This window comes from Pseudomonas sp. B33.4, from assembly GCF_034555375.1.
Lineage (GTDB): Bacteria > Pseudomonadota > Gammaproteobacteria > Pseudomonadales > Pseudomonadaceae > Aquipseudomonas.
The window spans coordinates 2,884,624-2,903,278 of sequence record NZ_CP140706.1 but is presented as its reverse complement, the minus strand read 5'-3'; the positions used below and the strand labels follow the sequence as shown (position 1 = coordinate 2,903,278).

17 protein-coding genes and 2 riboswitches are annotated in these 18,655 nt (G+C 60.1%); of the genes, 6 read left to right on the top strand and 11 right to left on the bottom strand.

From position 1 onward, the window contains the following. Both U6037_RS12770 and U6037_RS12765 read right to left on the bottom strand, forming a co-directional pair. Positions 1-663 (bottom strand): amino acid ABC transporter permease, encoded by a 663-nt coding sequence (locus tag U6037_RS12770; protein ID WP_038368362.1) that lies wholly within the window; start codon positions 661-663, stop codon positions 1-3. Positions 664-714: 51 nt separating this feature from the next. Continuing rightward, on the bottom strand, positions 715-1,563 hold the full coding sequence (locus U6037_RS12765) for a transporter substrate-binding domain-containing protein (protein ID WP_322847006.1): 849 nt from the start codon (positions 1,561-1,563) through the stop codon (positions 715-717). A gap of 337 nt (positions 1,564-1,900) precedes the next feature. Between U6037_RS12765 and U6037_RS12760 the strand changes: the two genes are divergently transcribed. Together U6037_RS12760 and U6037_RS12755 are read left to right on the top strand one after the other, a co-directional pair. After that, entirely contained in the window at positions 1,901-2,332 is a 432-nt protein-coding gene (locus tag U6037_RS12760) for a thioredoxin family protein (RefSeq protein WP_322847005.1), read from the top strand. A gap of 58 nt (positions 2,333-2,390) precedes the next feature. Further along, on the top strand, positions 2,391-2,861 hold the full coding sequence (locus U6037_RS12755) for a hypothetical protein (protein WP_322847004.1): 471 nt from the start codon (positions 2,391-2,393) through the stop codon (positions 2,859-2,861). A 40-nt stretch (positions 2,862-2,901) separates the two neighbouring features. Here U6037_RS12755 and U6037_RS12750 read toward each other — a convergent pair whose 3' ends face one another. The 8 genes from U6037_RS12750 to cobW all read right to left on the bottom strand — a co-directional run bounded on the left by U6037_RS12750 (position 2,902) and on the right by cobW (position 14,202). Continuing rightward, positions 2,902-3,183: a type II toxin-antitoxin system RelE/ParE family toxin gene (locus U6037_RS12750; protein ID WP_322847003.1), complete on the bottom strand. Its 282-nt coding sequence runs from the start codon at positions 3,181-3,183 to the stop codon at positions 2,902-2,904. Beyond that, positions 3,173-3,421 (bottom strand): type II toxin-antitoxin system Phd/YefM family antitoxin, encoded by a 249-nt coding sequence (locus U6037_RS12745; RefSeq protein WP_322847002.1) that lies wholly within the window; start codon positions 3,419-3,421, stop codon positions 3,173-3,175. Before U6037_RS12745 ends, U6037_RS12750 begins: the two co-directional genes overlap by 11 nt. Before the next feature lie 296 nt (positions 3,422-3,717). Then, a complete protein-coding gene (locus U6037_RS12740) occupies positions 3,718-5,277 on the bottom strand; it encodes a TerC family protein (protein ID WP_322847001.1) in 1,560 nt (519 codons plus the stop codon). Positions 5,278-5,563: 286 nt separating this feature from the next. After that, positions 5,564-7,210: a phospholipase D-like domain-containing protein gene (locus U6037_RS12735; RefSeq protein ID WP_322847000.1), complete on the bottom strand. Its 1,647-nt coding sequence runs from the start codon at positions 7,208-7,210 to the stop codon at positions 5,564-5,566. Between the two features lie 175 nt (positions 7,211-7,385). After that, positions 7,386-8,069 carry a vWA domain-containing protein gene (locus U6037_RS12730; protein ID WP_322847317.1) on the bottom strand — a complete coding sequence of 228 codons (684 nt, stop codon included), beginning with the start codon at positions 8,067-8,069 and terminating at the stop codon, positions 7,386-7,388. Then, positions 8,051-9,052, bottom strand: coding sequence for an ATP-binding protein (locus U6037_RS12725; protein ID WP_322846999.1), 1,002 nt, complete (start codon positions 9,050-9,052; stop codon positions 8,051-8,053). Before U6037_RS12725 ends, U6037_RS12730 begins: the two co-directional genes overlap by 19 nt. A gap of 224 nt (positions 9,053-9,276) precedes the next feature. Further along, entirely contained in the window at positions 9,277-13,125 is a 3,849-nt protein-coding gene (cobN, locus tag U6037_RS12720; protein ID WP_322846998.1) for a cobaltochelatase subunit CobN, read from the bottom strand. Positions 13,126-13,128: 3 nt separating this feature from the next. After that, entirely contained in the window at positions 13,129-14,202 is a 1,074-nt protein-coding gene (gene cobW, locus U6037_RS12715) for a cobalamin biosynthesis protein CobW (protein WP_322846997.1), read from the bottom strand. Between the two features lie 98 nt (positions 14,203-14,300). Next, positions 14,301-14,513: riboswitch (cobalamin riboswitch) on the bottom strand. An 889-nt stretch (positions 14,514-15,402) separates the two neighbouring features. Further along, a riboswitch (cobalamin riboswitch) is annotated at positions 15,403-15,625 on the top strand. A 123-nt stretch (positions 15,626-15,748) separates the two neighbouring features. Here cobW and U6037_RS12710 point away from each other — a divergent pair. The 4 genes from U6037_RS12710 to cobM all read left to right on the top strand — a co-directional run bounded on the left by U6037_RS12710 (position 15,749) and on the right by cobM (position 17,897). Beyond that, on the top strand, positions 15,749-15,946 hold the full coding sequence (locus tag U6037_RS12710) for a CbtB domain-containing protein (RefSeq protein WP_093430890.1): 198 nt from the start codon (positions 15,749-15,751) through the stop codon (positions 15,944-15,946). Positions 15,947-15,957: 11 nt separating this feature from the next. After that, positions 15,958-16,659, top strand: a complete 702-nt coding sequence (locus tag U6037_RS12705) for a CbtA family protein (RefSeq protein ID WP_322846996.1) — start codon at positions 15,958-15,960, stop codon at positions 16,657-16,659. Next, positions 16,656-17,069 carry a cobalamin biosynthesis protein gene (locus U6037_RS12700; RefSeq protein WP_322846995.1) on the top strand — a complete coding sequence of 138 codons (414 nt, stop codon included), beginning with the start codon at positions 16,656-16,658 and terminating at the stop codon, positions 17,067-17,069. The genes U6037_RS12705 and U6037_RS12700 overlap by 4 nt, the downstream gene beginning before the upstream one ends. Before the next feature lie 81 nt (positions 17,070-17,150). Continuing rightward, positions 17,151-17,897 (top strand): precorrin-4 C(11)-methyltransferase, encoded by a 747-nt coding sequence (gene cobM, locus U6037_RS12695; protein WP_322846994.1) that lies wholly within the window; start codon positions 17,151-17,153, stop codon positions 17,895-17,897. Between the two features lie 149 nt (positions 17,898-18,046). Here the strand turns inward: cobM and nfuA are convergent, their stop codons facing one another. Continuing rightward, positions 18,047-18,631: a Fe-S biogenesis protein NfuA gene (gene nfuA, locus U6037_RS12690; RefSeq protein ID WP_007912592.1), complete on the bottom strand. Its 585-nt coding sequence runs from the start codon at positions 18,629-18,631 to the stop codon at positions 18,047-18,049. Positions 18,632-18,655 lie beyond the last annotated feature (24 nt).

Below are 18,655 nucleotides of genomic sequence, written 5' to 3'. Positions count from 1 at the left end.
CTATCGGCGGATCGCCAGGCGCTGCTCGAGGTAACGCAGCAGCATGGCAATGAGGTAACAGGCCGCGACATACAACGCCGTGGTCACCAGCCAGGTTTCGATCACCCGGTAGCTTTCGACGTTGATCTTGCGCGCGTAATAGGTCAGCTCCGGCACCGCAATCGCGGCCGCCAGCGAGGTGTCCTTGAACAGCGAGATGAAGTTGTTCGACAGTGCCGGCAAGACATTGCGCAGCATCACCGGCACGGTGACGTAGGCCTTGACCTGCCACTCGCCGAGACCGATCGCCAGTCCCGCTTCGCGCTGCCCCTTGGGAATGCTCAGCAAACCACCACGGAACACTTCGGTCAGGTATGCCCCGGCATACAGCGACAGGGTGATGATGAACGACGGAATCTTGTCCAGCCGAATGCCGAGACTCGGCAAGGCAAAGTAGATCAACAGAATCAACACCAGAATCGGCGTGTTACGCACCACCGTGACGTACACCGAAGCCAGCACCCGCAAGGCGCGATGCCTGGAAAGCAAGGCAAACGCCATCAGCAGGCCGATCACGCAGCCGATGGCGATCGACACCAGCGCCAGTTCAAGACCCAGACCGAGCCCCGCCAGCAAAGTGTCGAAATCGCGCCACACGGCGGCAAAGTTCAACTGATAGTTCATGGTCAGCAGTACCTTGAGCGGGGCGACGTGAACCGCCCCGCTCTCACGGGATCATTTGAATTCGACAGGGAAACCGATCGCAGGCGACGGCAGGTCTACACCAAACCATTGCTTGAACGAGGCGGCGTAGGTCGGGAATTCAACGCCGGTCATGGCTTCATGCAATGCGGTGTTGACGAAGTTCAGCCAGTCCTGATCGCCGCGTTTAACCGCACACGCGTATGTCTGCGGGCTCCACGCATAGGTCGGGCTGCGGTAGCGGCCAGGGTTCTGCACCATCAGGTATTTGACCGAGGATTGGTCGGTGGCAGCGGCATCGGCACGGCCGGAGTTCACCGCTTGATACATCAGGTCGACGCTGTCGTACTGATCGACCTTGGCTTTGGGCAATGCCTGATGCACCAGTTCTTCGGCGTAGACGTTTTGCAGCACGGCCACAGTGACGCTGTCGCCGCCGGCTTGCAGGTCTTCGATTTCCTTGTATTTGCTGTTGTTCGGCAGCAACAGGCCAACGCCTTCGCGGTAGTACGGCAGCGTGAACGCCACTTGCTGCGCACGGCTGGCGGTAACGGTGATGAACTGGCAGCTCATGTCGACCTTGTCGGTGAGCAGATTGGGAATCCGCGCATCAGACGACTGCACCACGAACTCGACTTTGCTCGGGTCGTTGAACAGCCCCTTGGCGACGATTCTGGCGATGTCGATATCAAAGCCCTGCAACTTGCCGTCCGCGCCCTGGAAGTGCCACGGCGCATTGGTGCTGCCAGTGCCGACAATCAATTTGCCACGGGCCAGAACACTGTCGAGCTTGCTGTCGGCTGCCTGGGCCATACCCATGACAGCGGACGAAGCCGCAAGAACAAAAACACACGTTTTGAACAACGAAGGACGGCGATGCATGGCAAGCACTCCAGAATTGTGTTTATTCCGCTATACCGGAACACGGTTTGTTACTACGGAATAGACAGCAGAAAGTGTGCCACAGGATTGGATGAGAATCTGCGTTGGAGTGAAATGTTTTCGAAATCAAAGAGATGCGGAAAAGGACCGTGTTGCTGTTACTCAACGTGCCGCGAGGACTCGCTACCGTTGGCTACACACGTCGGGTACTCGCGCCACATTTCGGGGCGCATGGCACAAAACCTGGCGGATTACACCTGTCAACTCTGACAGTAGGCGTACGGAGCGCGCTGGATTACCGTCAAGAAATCCAGCCACACCGGAAAAGGAGATTCTGATGAGCGCGAATATCCCTCTCGCTACTTTGCCGCCCACCTATCGCAAAGCCCTGAAAACCTGGCGCCCGGTGATCCTTTATTTCGCCAACGAACATTGCCCCGCATGCGAGTGGGCCGGTCCTATTTTTCGCCAGACTGCCGAGCCATACCGGCATCGCGCGAATATCTACATGCTCAATACCAGCGAAACTGCCCGTCATCCGCTGGTGACCGGTACGCCCACCGTACTGTTCTACAAGAACGGCAGGCTGGTAAAAAAACTCAAAGGCATCGGCACGGAAGAAACCCTCGCACGGGATTTCGCCGAGCACATTGGCAAGACCAAAGCGCCCGTTGCCATCCACAAAAAAAAGCATGATCTGCCTTGGCTGCGTCAGACACTTCGCACTTTGCGCACAGTTGCACGTGCACGTCTGCGGAGTCAGTGCTGAACAGGCTGGCTGAAGGTTTCGCAGCAGCATTACCCAAAAATCTCAGGGAGAGTTGGACATGACGAATCTGATCAAGAACGGCGAGTTCTACGAGGGCGCAAAAGACTGGTCAGTGAGCCATCCAAAGCACGTGAATTTTGAGGAGGATGATGGCTGCAAGATCACTTCACCCGGATACATGAGTCAGGACGTTATTTTTCAATCTGAAGCCAAAGAATATGCACTGTCCGCCAGAATGAAGACTGCACCCAACGACACGGCTCGCGTGATATTGACACTACATCCTTCTGGCGACGAACTTGAGTTGGCGCTGACAGCCGCTATAAAGTGGCAAGTGCATACCGACTGGATCCTCGCGCCAGCCGGCACGACCGGAGCCACGGTCAGAATCCAGCCAGACGAAGCAATCGGCGTCGCCGTCGCGCATTTTGGTAGTCTGGTGCTACTGAGTCTGGATACTAGAGAACCGAAAAACTTCCTTGAGCGAGTCGTGGCGTGGTGGAGATCCCTGTTCGGTGCAAGGGGATAAATCCAGCGTTTCAGGCAACGGCGTCCTTTGGAAATGTATTTCAGCGCTTGGCAGCCTCTGTATAGATTTCGCCTCGCGCTCGCTTGCCAACGGCTATCACCGTGACCACCAAGACTTCATCCTTGACGCGATACACCAAGCGATATCCGGCGCTTCGCAGCTTTATTTTGTATGCGTTACCCAGGCCTTTGAGTCGATCCGCCGGTACATGTGGATTAAGCAGCCGCTCCGCTAGTTTTTTCTTGAACTGAACCCGTAGACCTGCGCCCAGCTTTTCCCACTCTTTCCAGGCCTTTTCAGAAAATTCCAGCTCATAGGTCATCTATTGAGACCTTGATGGTGGGGTCGTTTTCTCGCTCCTTGCAAAGCGCGATCAACTCCAGATCATCAAGACGCGTCATCATTGCCTCATATTCTTTGGCAGGTACGCAATAAAACGCTGGTTCATTTCGGTTGAGAATCGCTACGGAGCGTCCACCTCCGGCAGCTACGGTGCCCATCGGATTTTTTTTCAATTCGGAAATACTCGCCACTACCTGTGAAAGAACAATGTGTGCCATTGAGGTGCTTCCTGAAGTACTTTAAGTAGCACCTAAAATAGCACTCCCTAGAGCTCTTAACTTCAATCCATTTGACGATATCACGTGATTTCCAGAGACGTTTCTGCGTTGTCCGTCAGATGTTTCGCGCACTTGAGTGGGAGCAGGAAGGATCGCTACACTTTTCATCAGTGAATACTGCGGTGCCTGAACCAAAGCATTCGCGAGCAGGCTCGCTCCCACATTTGAAACGCGTTCCAGTGTGGGAGCGAGCCTGCTCGCGAAGGGGCCGGCACAGTTAGTTGAGAACTCAAGTATTACGCGGCGGCGCGCACCAACAACACCCGCGTCACCCGCCGCTCTTCAACCGCTTTTACGGTCATGTGCCAGCCTTCAAGCTCCAGACGATCACCGATCACAGGCAATCGATCCAGCAGGCTCATCACCAACCCGGCCATGGTCTGATAGTCCTCGGTGGGTTCAGCGCCAAACCCGGTGCGTTGGCGTACACGCGCCAGGTTCAGCGCACCGCTGACCATAAACCCGCCCTGCTCCTCGACCACATCCGGGCCTTCGACTTCGCTGGCATCCGGCAGCTCGCCGGCAATCGATTCGAGGATGTCGGTCATGGTCAACACACCGACAAAGTCGCCGAATTCGTTGACCACGAAGGCAATGTGCGTCGAAGCGGCGCGCATCTGCTCCAGTGCGTTGAGGATCGAATAACTGTCGAGCAGGTTGATGGTCTTGCGCGCCAAATGTTCCAGGTTCGGCTCGGCACCGGCCAGGTACTCTTTGAGCAGTTCCTTCTTGTGCACGAAGCCCAATGGCTCATCCACCGCACCGTTGCGAATCAATGGCAGACGCGAGTAGGACGAGTGCATCAAGCGGGTACGAATCGCCTCGCGGTCATCGGCCAGATCAATCGTGTCGACATCGGCGCGCACGGTCATCAGTCCGCGAATCGGCCGCTCGGCCAGTTGCAGCACGCCGCTGATCATCACGCGTTCGCGTCGGTCAAACAGCTCGGCGCTTGGCGCGTCGCCATCATCGAGCAGGTCAGAGATTTCTTCACCGACTTCTTCAGCGGCCAGTTTACGACCACCAAGCAAACGCATGACCGCGTGCGCCGTACGCTCACGGATCGGTCGCAAGCCTTGCATCGAGCGCTTGCGACGCGCCCGAGCGATCTGGTTGAACACCTCGATCAGAATCGAGAAGCCGATGGCGGCATACAGATAGCCTTTCGGAATGTGGAAGCCCAGACCTTCGGCGGTCAGGGCAAAACCGATCATCATCAGGAAGCCCAGACACAGCATGATCACCGTCGGGTGCGCATTGACGAAGCGCGTCAGCGGCTTGCTGGCGACGATCATCAAGCCAATCGAGATGATCACTGCGATCATCATCACCGCCAGCTCATCGACCATGCCCACGGCGGTAATCACCGCGTCCAGCGAGAACACCGCGTCGAGTACCACGATCTGCGCGACGATCGGCCAGAACATGGCATAGGCGGCGTTGGTCGTGCGTTCACCGACGTGGCCTTCAAGGCGTTCGTGCAATTCCATGGTGGCCTTGAACAACAGGAACACACCACCGAACAGCATGATCAGGTCACGGCCGGAGAAGCTCTTGTCGAACACCTCGAACAACGGCTGCGTGAGGGTGACCAGCCAGGAAATACTCGCCAACAGACCAAGGCGCATGATCAGCGCCAGCGACAGGCCGATAATCCGCGCGCGGTCACGTTGATGCGGCGGCAGTTTGTCCGCGAGGATTGCGATGAACACCAGGTTGTCGATACCCAGCACCAGTTCCAGCACGATCAAAGTCAACAAGCCTAACCAGGCTGTGGGATCCGCTAACCATTCCATAAAACGTCTCTATCTCTCTCGGTTGATTCAGGCTGCCGGACACGGAAAAGCGCAACGCGAAGGCTCTGAAGCCGCGTTAGCAACGATAGTCGGGTGTCGGAAAACTGGATGTTGCGAGTGCGTCAAGACCGCGCCATGGCGCGAGGGGAAGGTGCGACTGGGAGGCTCCGAAAGGGTGTTCATGCAAATCCTGAATGAAAAATGGCCTTGGAGCGTACAGTCTTTGGGAACATTTCCTACAGCGGCAAATCATTTCAAAATCTGTAAAAGCTTCTACAGGGCAGTGTCAGCGTCCGGCAAAGCGCAGCCGGGACAACTGGCGCAAATCCCCTTCGATGTAGTAATCGTTGGTCCAACTGTCGTCCACCGCCAACGGACTCACCTGCTTCAATGCCAGTTTCTTCGCGAAATAGCGAAACCGGTAATGCTCATAAAATCGCAGCAGCTCCAGCCCGTAACGATCCGCCAGATCGGTATCGCCGCGAATGATCAGGTAGTTTTCATCATTGCCGTTACTGGCTGAAGCGCTGAGGTTGTGGCTGCCGCTGATGATCGTCGGCGAATCGCTGGTGAAGTCGGTAACTACGGCTTTGGTGTGCACCAGCAGATTGCCTTTCTGGCCTTTCATGTTCTCCCGCAGCCAGCCTTCCAGCCCGGTGTTGAGCAGCGCGGTGGCGGCGAATTCGGCGCTGCGGTCGGCATGGAAACCGGTGATGCGACTGGCAGTGTTTTGCAGGCCATAGCGCAAAATGTCATCGTGGGGCTGACCCAGCAAAGCATTGAGGACCGCGTCCGGCAGCGAGAACGCCGTGACGAACAGCACGTCCTTTTTCGCCGCGCCGATGATCCGTACAAACTCCTGCAGATCCGCGCCGCCGGTGCGCGGTGAAAACCCGGCGAACAAAGCTTGCGGCGGGTTCATTGGGTTGTGTTCAGTAATCCAGTTACGGGTTGTGCCGACATCATCCGGCTGCGCCCAGATCTGCTCGAACGTCTGCAGATAGCTGGCAGCTATCGATTCATCATCCAGCACATGCACGACATTGGCCTGACGATAAACACCGTTGGCGGTGAAATTGGTGCTGCCACACAGAACCGCTTCGGGCTGACGCTCCTCACTGGCATCGACGCGGCTGAGGACCATGAATTTGTTGTGAAAGATGTTGTGGGTCACTCGCCCGCGTTTGCTCGCCGCAGGCAATGCCGCCAGGCTCGCTTCGTTGATTGTGGTGTCTTCGTCATCCGGCCGGGCGTGATACAGCACCCGCACCTGCACGCCCCGCGCAAACGCCGCGTTCACCGCGTCGACGATCGCCTGCACCTGATACTCGTAAATCGCGATATCAAGCGCCCACTGGTTATCGACCGCACGCTCGATAAACCCGAGCAGGCGTGTGAGCAAGCCGTTTTCCAGCCATTGCCGTGGCGCGTCGGGCCAGGCTTCGATGGGCATGTTTTTATTGGCGCTGATCTGCGCGTCGAGATCGGGAAACTTGCGCTGGAACGCCTGACTGGCGGCGACGGCACGATTGAATATCACGCTTTGGTTGCTCGGGTGGCCGTCATCGGAAGTGATCGTCAGCTCCAGCGACTCGCCCAACTGCACGGCATCGGCAGTGCCGTAGGCCAGATGCACGCGATAGTGGATGGTCATGCCCGGATTGACCGCGTAATCGGCCCAGCGAAATTTCTGCAGTGGTGCGATATCGCTCGGTGTCGCGTGGAACTGGGGAAAGGTGTGAGCCTTGCTCGGGAAGGTCAAGCTATTGAACAGGAACAACCAGGGTTTGGCGCCCTGCTGCTTTTCGATGGCAAATCCCAGCAGGCCCTTGCGCCGCGGTTCGGTCAGGTCCATGGCCAACAGCACACCGTTGGTGCCGGCGTAGGCTTTGACGCGGAAATCGTCCTGAGGATTTTTGACCAGTACGCGCATCGCTCACTCCTTGTGATTGGGGCTGGGTGCAGCATAGAGCAGAGATGCGGGTTTTGGTTGTTCGGCTCAAGACCGGGTCGATGCAATTGCGAGCAGGCTCACTCCTACAGGGGAACGCATTCCAAATGTAGGAGTGAGCCTGCTCGCGAAGACGGTAGAACAATCGCCGAAAAGGTTAGAGAGAAATCAGCTCATCGATATGTCGATACTCGGATCCCAACGCTGAAGCCAGATCCCGCGCCCGCCCCAACCGAATCGGCCCACGCTCGATATCGATCAACAAGCCCGGGCACGCTAGCGCCGGCAATCCCGACCACTGCTTCAAACGCCCATCGGTCACCACCAACAGCCGTTGCTGTTCAGCGGGAAAGCGTTTGCGTCGCACCGTCAGCCATTGCTCTGCCTGCCCCAGCGCCGCCAGCAACGGCGTGCCGCCGCCGGCACCCAAAGCCTCCAGCCAGACACGCAAGCCGCTGGACGCCTTCAATCCCTGCACCTGCCATTTCGGCGCCGAACCACTGGCCGTCAGCAAAGCCAGTCGCGCGCGCTGGCGGTAAGCGTCATCGAACAGTTGCGCGAGCAGACCTTTGGCATCGCTCAAAGCGTGATGACGCCGCGTCGAGGCTGAGGCATCGACGATCACCAGCCACAGCTCATGCGGCGAGCGCGTACGCAGTTGAAACAGCAGATCTTCACGCACCCGAGGACGCCCGTTGAGCAGAGTGCCCGGCCAGTTCACCGTCCCGCCACGAGCGGCATGACGCTTGCCTTGGCGTCCGTTGTCCAGCTGTCCGGCGCGGGGTCTGGCATTCGCCCCCGCTTCGGATCGGGGGCGAATGCCTAAGGCTTTTTTGGCCAGCTCGGCACTTCGCGGCGCGCGCCCGTGGCGAGCGCGGGCGCCGGCATGTCGCCCCACTGGCCCTGCCCTTCGCTCGATGAGGCCTGGGTTTCGGTTGGCGACTGGGCAGGTTGCTGCGGGCTCGATGCCGGTTGTTCGCGACGACGATGGCGCAGAGCAAACTCGGCCACGGCGTCGATGTCTTCTTCGCCAATCTCCTCAGCTGCGCGCCATGCCGCGTGAGCACGAGCGGCGCGTAACCAGACCAGATCGGCACGCAGACCATCGACGCCGGCAGCGAAGCAACGCTCGGTGATCTGCGCCAGTGCAGCGTCATCCAGCGGAATACTGGCCAAGGCATCGCGGGCGTTTTCGCAACGTTCGCGCAACGCTTGTTGCTGTGTATCCCACTGTGCGCAGAACGCTTGTGGGTCGCTGTCGAAATCCAGTCGCCGACGAATGATCTGTCCGCGCTCGATCGGCACCGTGTGACCACTGAGGGCGACGTTCAAGCCGAAGCGGTCAAGCAGTTGCGGGCGCAATTCGCCTTCTTCGGGGTTCATGGTGCCGATCAGCACGAACTTCGCCGAATGCCGATGGGAAATACCGTCGCGCTCGATCAGGTTGGTGCCGCTGGCAGCGACATCGAGCAGCAGGTCGACGAGGTGATCAGGCAGCAGATTGACTTCATCGACGTAGAGCACACCGCCGTCAGCCTTGGCCAACACCCCCGGCGAGAACTGCGCGCGCCCCTCGCTGAGAGCGGCGTCGAGGTCGAGAGTGCCGACCAGACGTTCTTCGGTGGCGCCCAGCGGCAAGGTGACGAATTGACCACTGGCGAGCAGATCAGCCAGGCCACGGGCCAGGGTGGATTTGGCCATGCCACGCGGGCCTTCGATCAGCACGCCGCCGATTTTCGGGTCGATGGCAGTGAGGCACAGGGCGAGTTTCAAGTCATCGGCGCCGACCACGGCGGAGAGCGGGAAGTGCGGGGTGTCGGTCATTTGGGATTTCTCTGTCGTGGTCTTTGGTGTGCTTGATTGTTGTGGGGGGTCAGTTGGGGTGGCCCTCACCCTAGCCCTCTCCCGGAGGGAGAGGGAACTGATCTGGGTGTTCTTGCAAGTTGCGCCGACCTGAATTATCGAGTTGAACTCAGGCCTCAAAGCCAACACAAATCGGCCCCCTCTCCCTACGGGAGAGGGCTGGGGTGAGGGTAGCTTTTGAGCGGCTACATATCTTCCTCAATATCCAACAGCAGATTCTCCAGCGCCTCTTTATAAGCCCCCGGCTCCTGCCACATCCCCCGCTGCTGCGCCTCCAGCATGCGCTCGGTCATATCGCGCAGCGCATGCGGATTATGCTCACGCACAAAATCCCGCGTCGCCGGATCGAGCAAATAGGCATCCGCCAACAACGCGTACTGGTGGTCATCGATCAACTGCGTGGTGGCGTCAAACGCAAACAGGTTATCAACCGTCGCCGCCAGTTCGAACGCGCCTTTATAGCCATGGCGCTTGACCCCGTCGATCCATTTCGGATTGGCTGCTCGCGAGCGAATCACGCGGTTCAGCTCTTCCTTTAACGTTCGAATCTTCGGCAGATCCGGTTGGCTGTGATCGCCGTGATAACTGGCCGCCGCTTCGCCACGCAGGGTTTCCACAGCAGCAAGCATGCCGCCCTGGAATTGGTAGTAGTCGTTGGAATCGAGCAAGTCGTGCTCGCGATTGTCCTGATTCTGCAGCACCGCTTGCACGTGACTCAGGCGCTGGACAAATTGTTCACGGGCGGCCGTGCCTTCGTCGGCACCGCCATAGGCGTAAGCGCCCCAGTTCAGGTAAACCTCGGCCAGATCCGCGCGGCTCTGCCACAAGCGCCCGTCGATCGCGCCCTGCACGCCTGCGCCGTATGCGCCGGGTTTGGCGCCGAAGATCCGCCAGCCGGCCTGACGCCGCGCCGTTTCTTCATCAAGACCCGATTGCAGCAGAGACTCGCGCTCGGCGCGCACTTTTGCCGCCAGCGGATTGAGATCGTCCGGCTCGTCCAGCGCGGCCACTGCTTGCACGGCTGCGTCGAACAGGCGGATCAGGTTGACGAAGGCATCGCGGAAAAATCCGGAGACGCGCAACGTGACATCGACGCGCGGACGGTCGAGCAGGCTCAACGGCAGAATCTCGAAATCGTCGACGCGCTGACTGCCGGTGGCCCACACCGGGCGCACGCCCATCAGCGCCATGGCCTGAGCGATGTCGTCGCCGCCGGTGCGCATGGTGGCGGTGCCCCACACGGATAATCCGAGCTGGCGCAGGTGATCACCGTGGTCCTGGAGGTGACGTTCGAGAATCAATGTCGCTGACTGGAAACCGATGCGCCACGCGGTGGTGGTCGGCAGGTTGCGCACGTCGACCGAGTAGAAGTTGCGGCCGGTCGGCAGCACGTCGAGGCGGCCACGGCTGGGTGCGCCGCTGGGTCCGGCGGGGACGAAGCGGCCGCTGAGGGCGTCGAGCAGGCCGCGCATTTCGGCGGGGCCGCAGGCATCGAGGCGCGGAGCGACGACTTCGCGCAGATTGTCGATGATTGCGCCGACTTCAGCCCAACGCGGTCCTTGTAGGAGTGAGCCTGCTCGCGATGGCGGTGTATCAGGCAAATCTGTATCGAATGACACTCCGCTATCGCGAGCAGGCTCACTCCTACAAGGGGATTGCAGCGTCTGGAAAATCAGTTCAGTGGCAAACAGTTCGAGGCGTTCGCGGGTGTCGCCGGCGGTGCGCCAGACTTCGTCGCCGTGCGCTTGCAGCTCTGTCGGGCGTGGACCTGTCCATGGTTCGGCCAGCGCGCAATCGAGCGGATCGAATCCGAGTTCGAATGCTTTGGCCAGTGCGCGCAGCAGACTCGACTGTGCGCCCTTCCCGTCTCCGCGCGGAATCCGTAGCAGCGCGAGCAACGTATCGATCCGCAAACGTCCAGTCGGTGACTCGCCAAAAATGTGCAAGCCATCGCGGATTTGCGATTCCTTCAGATCACACAAGTAGGTATCGAGACGTGGCAGCCAGATCGCCGCATCGGCATCGCTGTCCAGCCCGGCATCAAGCTGCAATTCACGATCAATCTGCGTCTCACGCACCAGTTGCAGAATGTCGCGCTGCAACTCGCGGGCGCGGCGCGGATCGAGCAGTTGCGCTTCGTAATACTCGTCGGCCAACAGTTCCAGATTGCGCAACGGGCCATAGGTTTCGGCGCGGGTCAGCGGCGGCATCAGGTGATCGATGATCACCGCTTGCGTACGCCGCTTGGCCTGGGCGCCCTCACCCGGGTCGTTGACGATAAATGGGTAGATGTTCGGCAACGGTCCGAGCAATGCATCCGGCCAGCAGTTCTGCGAAAGACCAACGCCTTTGCCCGGCAGCCATTCGAGGTTGCCGTGCTTGCCGACGTGAATAACGCCGTGCGCGCCGTAGGTATTGCGCAGCCAGAAATAGAACGCGAGATAGCCGTGCGGCGGCACCAGATCCGGGTCGTGATACACCGCGCTCGGGTCAACCTGATACCCGCGCGCCGGCTGGATGCCGACAAAGGTCAGGCCGAAGCGAATGCCGGCGATCATCATGCGCCCGTCGCGGCACATCGGATCGTTTTCTGGCGGGCCCCAGCGTTCGACAACGGCGTCGCGATTGGCCTCGGGCAGCGCGTTGAACATTGTCAGGTAAGCGTCCATCGCCAGGCTTTGCTGACACGGGCGCAGGTCAATCGTATCGAGATCGTTGCTGACACCACCGAGCAATTGCTGGATCAACTCGGTGCCGCTGTCCGGCAATTGGGCGGTGATCGGATAACCCTCGGCCTGCAACGCGCGCAGAATATTCAGCGCCGCTGCCGGCGTGTCGAGACCGACGCCGTTGCCGATGCGTCCGTCGCGAGTCGGGTAGTTGGCGAGGATCAGCGCGATGCGTTTTTCGCCGTTCGGCACCCGCGCCAGGTCGATCCAGCGCCGCGCCAGTTCGGCGACGAAATCCATGCGCTCGGGCTGCGCGCGATAGCAGACCACATCGGACTGACTGCGCTCGCTGCGCCAGGCCAGATCCTTGAAGCTGATCGGCCGACTGATGATGCGCCCATCGAGTTCCGGCAAGGCAATGTGCATGGCCAGATCGCGCGGGCCGAGGCCCTGCTCGCTGGCGCGCCAGCCGGGCTCGTTATCCTGCGCGCAGATTGCCTGAATCACTGGAATATCGCGGCGAAACGGCCGCAAGTGTGGTGCTTCGGGGCTGGACTGGGCGAAACCGGTGGTGTTCAGAATCACCCCTGCCTCGACTTCATCCAGCCAATCCTCGACCACCGTCAGGCAGCCGGGCTCTTTCAAACTGGCCACCGCAATCGGCAGCGGATTAAGCCCCGCTGCCTGCAAGCGCTGGCAGAACACATCGATAAACGCAGTGTTCGCCGCTTGCAAATGCGAGCGGTAAAACAGCACCGCCGCGACCGGTTGATCGGGCAGCCATTCGGCTTGCCAGTCACTCAGTGCGGCGGAGTTTTTTTGTGGATGGTAAATCGCCGTACGCGGCAGGGTTTGCGGCTCTTGCCAAGCGTAATCGCGGGCGAGCCAGCGGTTGGCCAGGCAGCGGAAGAAATCCAGTGCATTGCCCATACCGCCCTGACGGAGGAACTGCCAGAGTCGGTCACGTTCCTCGGCGTTGACGGTGCTCAAGTCGCTGAGCTCCGGATCGGGCCGGTCATCGCCCGGCACCAGAATCACCTGCACGCCGCGCTCGGCCAACTCGACCAGACGCTCGACGCCGTAGCGCCAATAAGCAATGCCGCCGTGCAGCGAAATCAGAATCACCTTGGCGTGGCGCAGCACTTCATCGACGTACAAGTCGACCGAAGCGTGGTTCTGCACCTGCATCGGGTTAGCCAGACGCAGGCTCGGATAATCCTCGGGCAATTGCTGCGCGGCTTCGGCGAGCAGCGCCAGGCTGGAGTCGCCGCTGCACAGGATCACCAGTTCGGCGGGGGTTTGTCCAAGGTCGGCAATGTTGTCATCCGAGACGAATCCGCCGGGCTGGGTCCTGAGCAGGTGCATGGCTTAAACGCTGAGCGCAGCGCGCAGTTGCGCTTCGAGTTGCGCCGCATCGAGTTCCTGACCGATCAACACCAGACGCGTCACGCGCGCTTCATCGGCGCTCCACTGACGGTCGAAGTGTTTGTCAAAACGCGTGCCCACGCCCTGGATCAACAGGCGCATTGGCTTGTTCGGAATCGCCGCAAAGCCCTTCACACGCAGGATGCCGTGCTTGACCACCAGTTGCGTCAGCGCGTCGAGCAGCAGGCTTTCGTCGGCTTGCGGCAGTTCGATCGAGATTGAATCGAAAGCGTCGTGATCGTGGTCATCGTGGTCGTCATCGCCTTCACCGTGGTGGTGATCGTGATGGCTGTGGCGGCTGTCGATGTGTTCTTCGGAACTGGCGCCGAGGCCGATCAACACGTCGAGCGGCACACGGCCGTTGCTGGCTTCGATGATTTTTACCGCTGGCGGCAGTTCTTCGGCGACTTCAGCGCGCACGCGAGCGAGGTCTTCCGGGCTGGTCTGGTCGGCCTTGTTGAGGATGACGAGGTCGGCGCTGGCCAGTTGGTCAGCGAACAATTCGTGCAGTGGCGATTCGTGGTCGAGGTTCGGGTCGAGTTTGCGCTGGGCATCGACCTGATCCGGGAACGCGGCGAAGGTGCCAGCGGCCACGGCCGGGCTGTCGACCACGGTGATCACCGCGTCAACGGTGCAGGCGCTGCGGATTTCCGGCCACTGGAAGGCTTGCACCAGTGGTTTTGGCAGGGCCAGGCCCGAGGTTTCGATGAGGATGTGGTCGAGGTCGCCGCGACGGGCAACCAGTTCGCGCATCACCGGAAAGAACTCTTCCTGAACGGTGCAGCACAGGCAGCCGTTGGCCAGTTCGTAAACGCGGCCGGTGGCTTCTTCTTCGGTGCAGCCGATGGTGCATTGCTTGAGGATTTCACCGTCGATGCCCAACTCGCCGAACTCGTTGACGATCACCGCAATGCGCCGGCCCTGAGCGTTATCGAGCATGTGCCGCAGCAGTGTGGTTTTGCCCGAGCCAAGGAAGCCAGTGACGATGGTGACGGGGAGTTTGGCCAGTGTTTTCATCGGTATGCCCTTTGGCAAGCGGCGGGCATACGGGACGAGAACCGGCCACGCGCGTGCGCGCCGGAAGCGTTCGCCACCGGATCACCCCGCCCGGTTGTAGTGAGAATCTGTGACGAGGCAGGTCTCCTGGCTGACGGTGTTCAGGCGCGGGGCCTGGCATTCGCTGCGCCTTCCCGCTGGCTCATGGGTTGAGCTGGCAGTGGCGTGGCAGTGAATTTCACCGTTCACAGTTGCGGGGGCAGCCGCGGCATTGACCGCGTTCCCTTCTTAGCTTCGGCAGCGGCCGAAGAACCTCGAAAGCGCAAGGCTACGCATGGCTTGCTTATGGGTCAATGTTTGGGTTTTTTTGGATTGGGGGCATATCCGTTGCTGCGGGTGCTGCCGCTGGCGGTTTCGCTCTTACATCGAGTCACCTTTTCCAAACGCCGAAAAGGTAACCCAAAAGGCTTTGCCCCGGCGTACGGCACTTCGCTGAGGCTCAGTGTTCCCTCGCTACGGTGTCCATCCGGGGACATCGCCTACGGTTTGCTTCGCTGCACCTCCTCTCGATGTATGCGGCTACGCCGCACGGCGCTGCGCGCCTGATCCCCGGATGAACACCTACGCTCGGCCTGCCGAAGGGGCAAAAAAGCCAGATCAAAAGCCAGATCAAGAGCCCCTCACCCTAGCCCTCTCCCGGAGGGAGAGGGGACTGACCGAGGTGATTGCGAGAGATACGCCGACGTGCGATACCGCGTTGAACTCAGATTCTGAAAGGCCCACAAATCGGCTCCCTCTCCCTCGGGAGAGGGCTGGGGTGAGGGGCAGCAACAACGCAAATCAAAAGCCGAACACCCGCGCTCCTCACCACTCAATAGGCCGAGTGTCAGCTCGCCTGCTCTTGATCTTGATCCACGGGCGACGTCGGAAGGCTGAGTGGAGGGATTGATCCGGGCGTGGGAGCGCAGCGACCGTTTGGCGCAGCCAAACACAGCGAGAGGAGGTGCAGCGAAGCAAACCGTAGGCGCTGCGCCCGGATCAATCCCGGAGCGAAGGAACCCCGAGCCCCAGCGAGCGGGCCGCACGCAGGAGCAAGCCTTTTTGGTTACTTTTTCGGCGTCTGGAAAAAGTGACCCGCCGTAAGGGCGGAACCCTAATCAGCAACACCCGCAGCAACGGATCCACCCCAAAAAATTGACCAAAACCCCACCCCCATGCTCTCCTACACACCTTGTTACGGGTGCCCTTCACAGGGTGAAACGGGAAACCGGTGAATCATGTGCTTTACTCAGAGCCATGTCAGTCCGGTGCTGCCCCCGCAACGGTAAGCGAGCGAAGCGTCAAAACCACTGTGCCTGTACGGCATGGGAAGGTGACGCTTGCAGGTCGGCCTGACGCCAACCCCTCGTGAGCCCGGAGACCGGCCCGCAACACACAGCCCGCACCTTGTGCGTCGCTGAACATAACAAACCCGCGGTGGGCGGGCGCTGTTCGAACCTCTGCGAGCCCGACCCGCAGGGGTTTTCATGCGCTCGATTCACCCACTGACACTCCAGAGGGAAGCGCCATGTCGATCATCAGCAGCACCGGCAGCAACACGGACAAAATCGCCAGCACCACCACCCTGAGCCAACGCCTGACCGCCGCGATCTTCGCCTCGATCCTCGGCGCCAGCCTGGTCTACTTCGCTGGTTTCTCGCACATCGAAGCGGTACACAACGCCGCCCACGATACCCGCCACAGCGCCGCGTTCCCGTGCCACTGAGACCTGCCGACATGATCAAGCGTATAGCGCAAACCGCAGGTTTCACCGGTCTGCTGGCCGCCCTGCTCCTCACTCTGCTGCAAAGCTTCTGGGTATCGCCGCTGATTCTTCAGGCCGAAACCTACGAGAAAGCCGAACCGGTTGCGGTTCATGAACATACCGAAGGTGCCATGGCCGGCCACACCCACGACGCCGAAGCCTGGGAGCCGGAAGACGGCTGGCAGCGCGTGGTCTCGACCACTGGCGGCAATCTGGTGGTTGCGGTGGGTTTCGCTCTGATGCTCGCGGGCCTGTACACCCTGCGCGCCCCGACCAAAACCTCGCAAGGCCTGCTCTGGGGTCTGGCCGGTTACGCAACATTCGTGCTGGCGCCCACTCTGGGCCTGCCGCCTGAACTGCCGGGTACTGCCGCCGCCGATCTGGCCTCGCGACAGATGTGGTGGATCGGTACAGCCGCCTCGACCGCAGTCGGCCTGTCGTTGATCGCGTTCAGCCGTCATTGGCTGATGAAAGTCCTCGGCGTGGCCATTCTCGCCGTGCCGCACGTGATCGGCGCACCGCAGCCGGAAGTGCATTCGATGCTTGCCCCGGAAGCATTGGAAGCTCAGTTCAAAATCGCTTCGCAGCTGACCAACGTAGTGTTCTGGCTGGCCCTGGGCCTGATCAGCGCCTGGTTGTTCCGCCGCAAAAGCGATGGCCAATACCACGCATGACCGATGACCGCGCAGCGCCGACCTTCGTGGTCGGTCTGGGCTGCCAGCGCGGCTGCCCGGCCAGCACGTTGCGCGCGTTACTTGATCAGGCGTTACAAGCGCATCGCATTGAGCTGCAAATGGTCAAGGCCTTGGCCAGCATCGACCTGAAGCGCGATGAGCCCGGGTTACAGGAACTCGCCGCACAACTGGCGCTGCCGCTGCTATATTTCAGCAGCGAAGAATTGGCCAGTTATCAGGAACGACTCAGCCACCGTTCCGAGATCGCCTACGAACGCACCGGTTGCTATGGCGTCGCCGAAAGTGCCGCGCTGGCCCTTGCCGAACAGCTGATTCAGGCACCGGCAAAACTGCTGATTTCCCGACAAAAATACGCTCAGGCCACCTTCGCATTGGCCGGTGCTGCATAAATTCCCGATAATCCCCGCCACCGATCATGAGCAATCTTCATCTGAAGCGATTGCCGCCCCCCTTTTTCACAGGATTCAACCATGACCGTCTACTTCATCGGCGCCGGCCCCGGCGACCCGGAATTGATCACTGTCAAAGGCCAGCGGCTGATCCGCAGTTGCCCGGTGATCATTTATGCAGGCTCGCTGGTACCGGCGGCGGTGCTGGACGGTCACCAGGCGCAAACCGTGGTCAACAGCGCTGAATTGCATCTGGAACAGATCATCGAATTGATCAAAACCGCGCATGCCAACGGCGAAGATGTGGCGCGGGTACATTCCGGTGATCCGAGCCTGTATGGCGCGATTGGTGAACAGATTCGCTATCTGCGCGAGCTGAATATTCCGTTCGAGATCATTCCCGGTGTGACGGCTACGGCAGCGTGTGCGGCTTTGCTTGGCGCGGAACTGACCCTCCCGGACGTCTCGCAAAGTGTGATTCTGACGCGGTATGCCGATAAAACCGCGATGCCGGCAGGCGAAGAACTCGGCAGTCTGGCGCAGCATGGTGCGACGATGGCGATTCATCTGGGGGTCAACCATCTGCAGAAGATTCTGGCGGAGCTGCTGCCGCATTACGGCGCGGACTGTCCGATTGCGGTGATTCACCGGGCGACGTGGCCGGATCAGGATTGGGTAGTGGGGACGCTGGCGGATATTGCCGGGAAGGTTGAGGCCAAAGGGTTTCGGCGCACGGCGTTGATATTGGTGGGTCGGGTGTTGGGCAGTGAGGTGTTCAGCGAGTCATCGTTGTATCGCGCCGGGCATGCCCATCTTTATCGACCTTGAAGGCCCTTTCGCGAGCAAGCTCGCTCCCACATTTGGAATGCGATCAAATGTGGGAGCGAGCCTGCTCGCGAAGGCGTCGGTACATTTCACCCATAAAAAAACGGCGCTCACGGGGCGCCGTTTTTTCATGTCCGCAGTGAACACCTTACTTAGTAGTAGGCGTTTTCTTTCTGCGTGTGGTCGGTCACGTCGCGAACGCCCTTCAGTTCAGGGATGCGCTCGAGCAAAGTGCGCTCGATGCCTTCCTTCAAGGTCACGTCCGCCTGGCCGCAGCCCTGGCAACCGCCACCGAACTGCAAAACGGCGATGCCGTCTTCAACTACATCGATCAGGCTGACCTGACCGCCGTGGCTAGCCAGCCCCGGGTTGATTTCGGTTTGCAGGTAGTAGTTGATGCGCTCGTTGACCGGGCTGTCGGCATTGACCATCGGTACTTTGGCGTTTGGCGCCTTGATGGTCAGTTGGCCGCCCATGCGGTCGGTGGCGTAGTCAACAACGGCGTCGTCGAGAAACGCTTCGCTGAAGTGATCGATATAGGCGGTGAAGCTTTTCAGCCCCAGCGCGGTATCTTCTGGTTTCTCTTCGCCCGGCTTGCAGTAGGCAATGCAGGTTTCGGCGTACTGGGTGCCAGGCTGGGTGATGAAGACGCGGATGCCGATGCCCGGGGTGTTCTGCTTGGAGAGCAGATCAGCCAGGTAATCGTGGGCGGCGTCGGTAATGGTAATAGCGGTCATGGAAACTCCTCGCAGGCTTGGGCG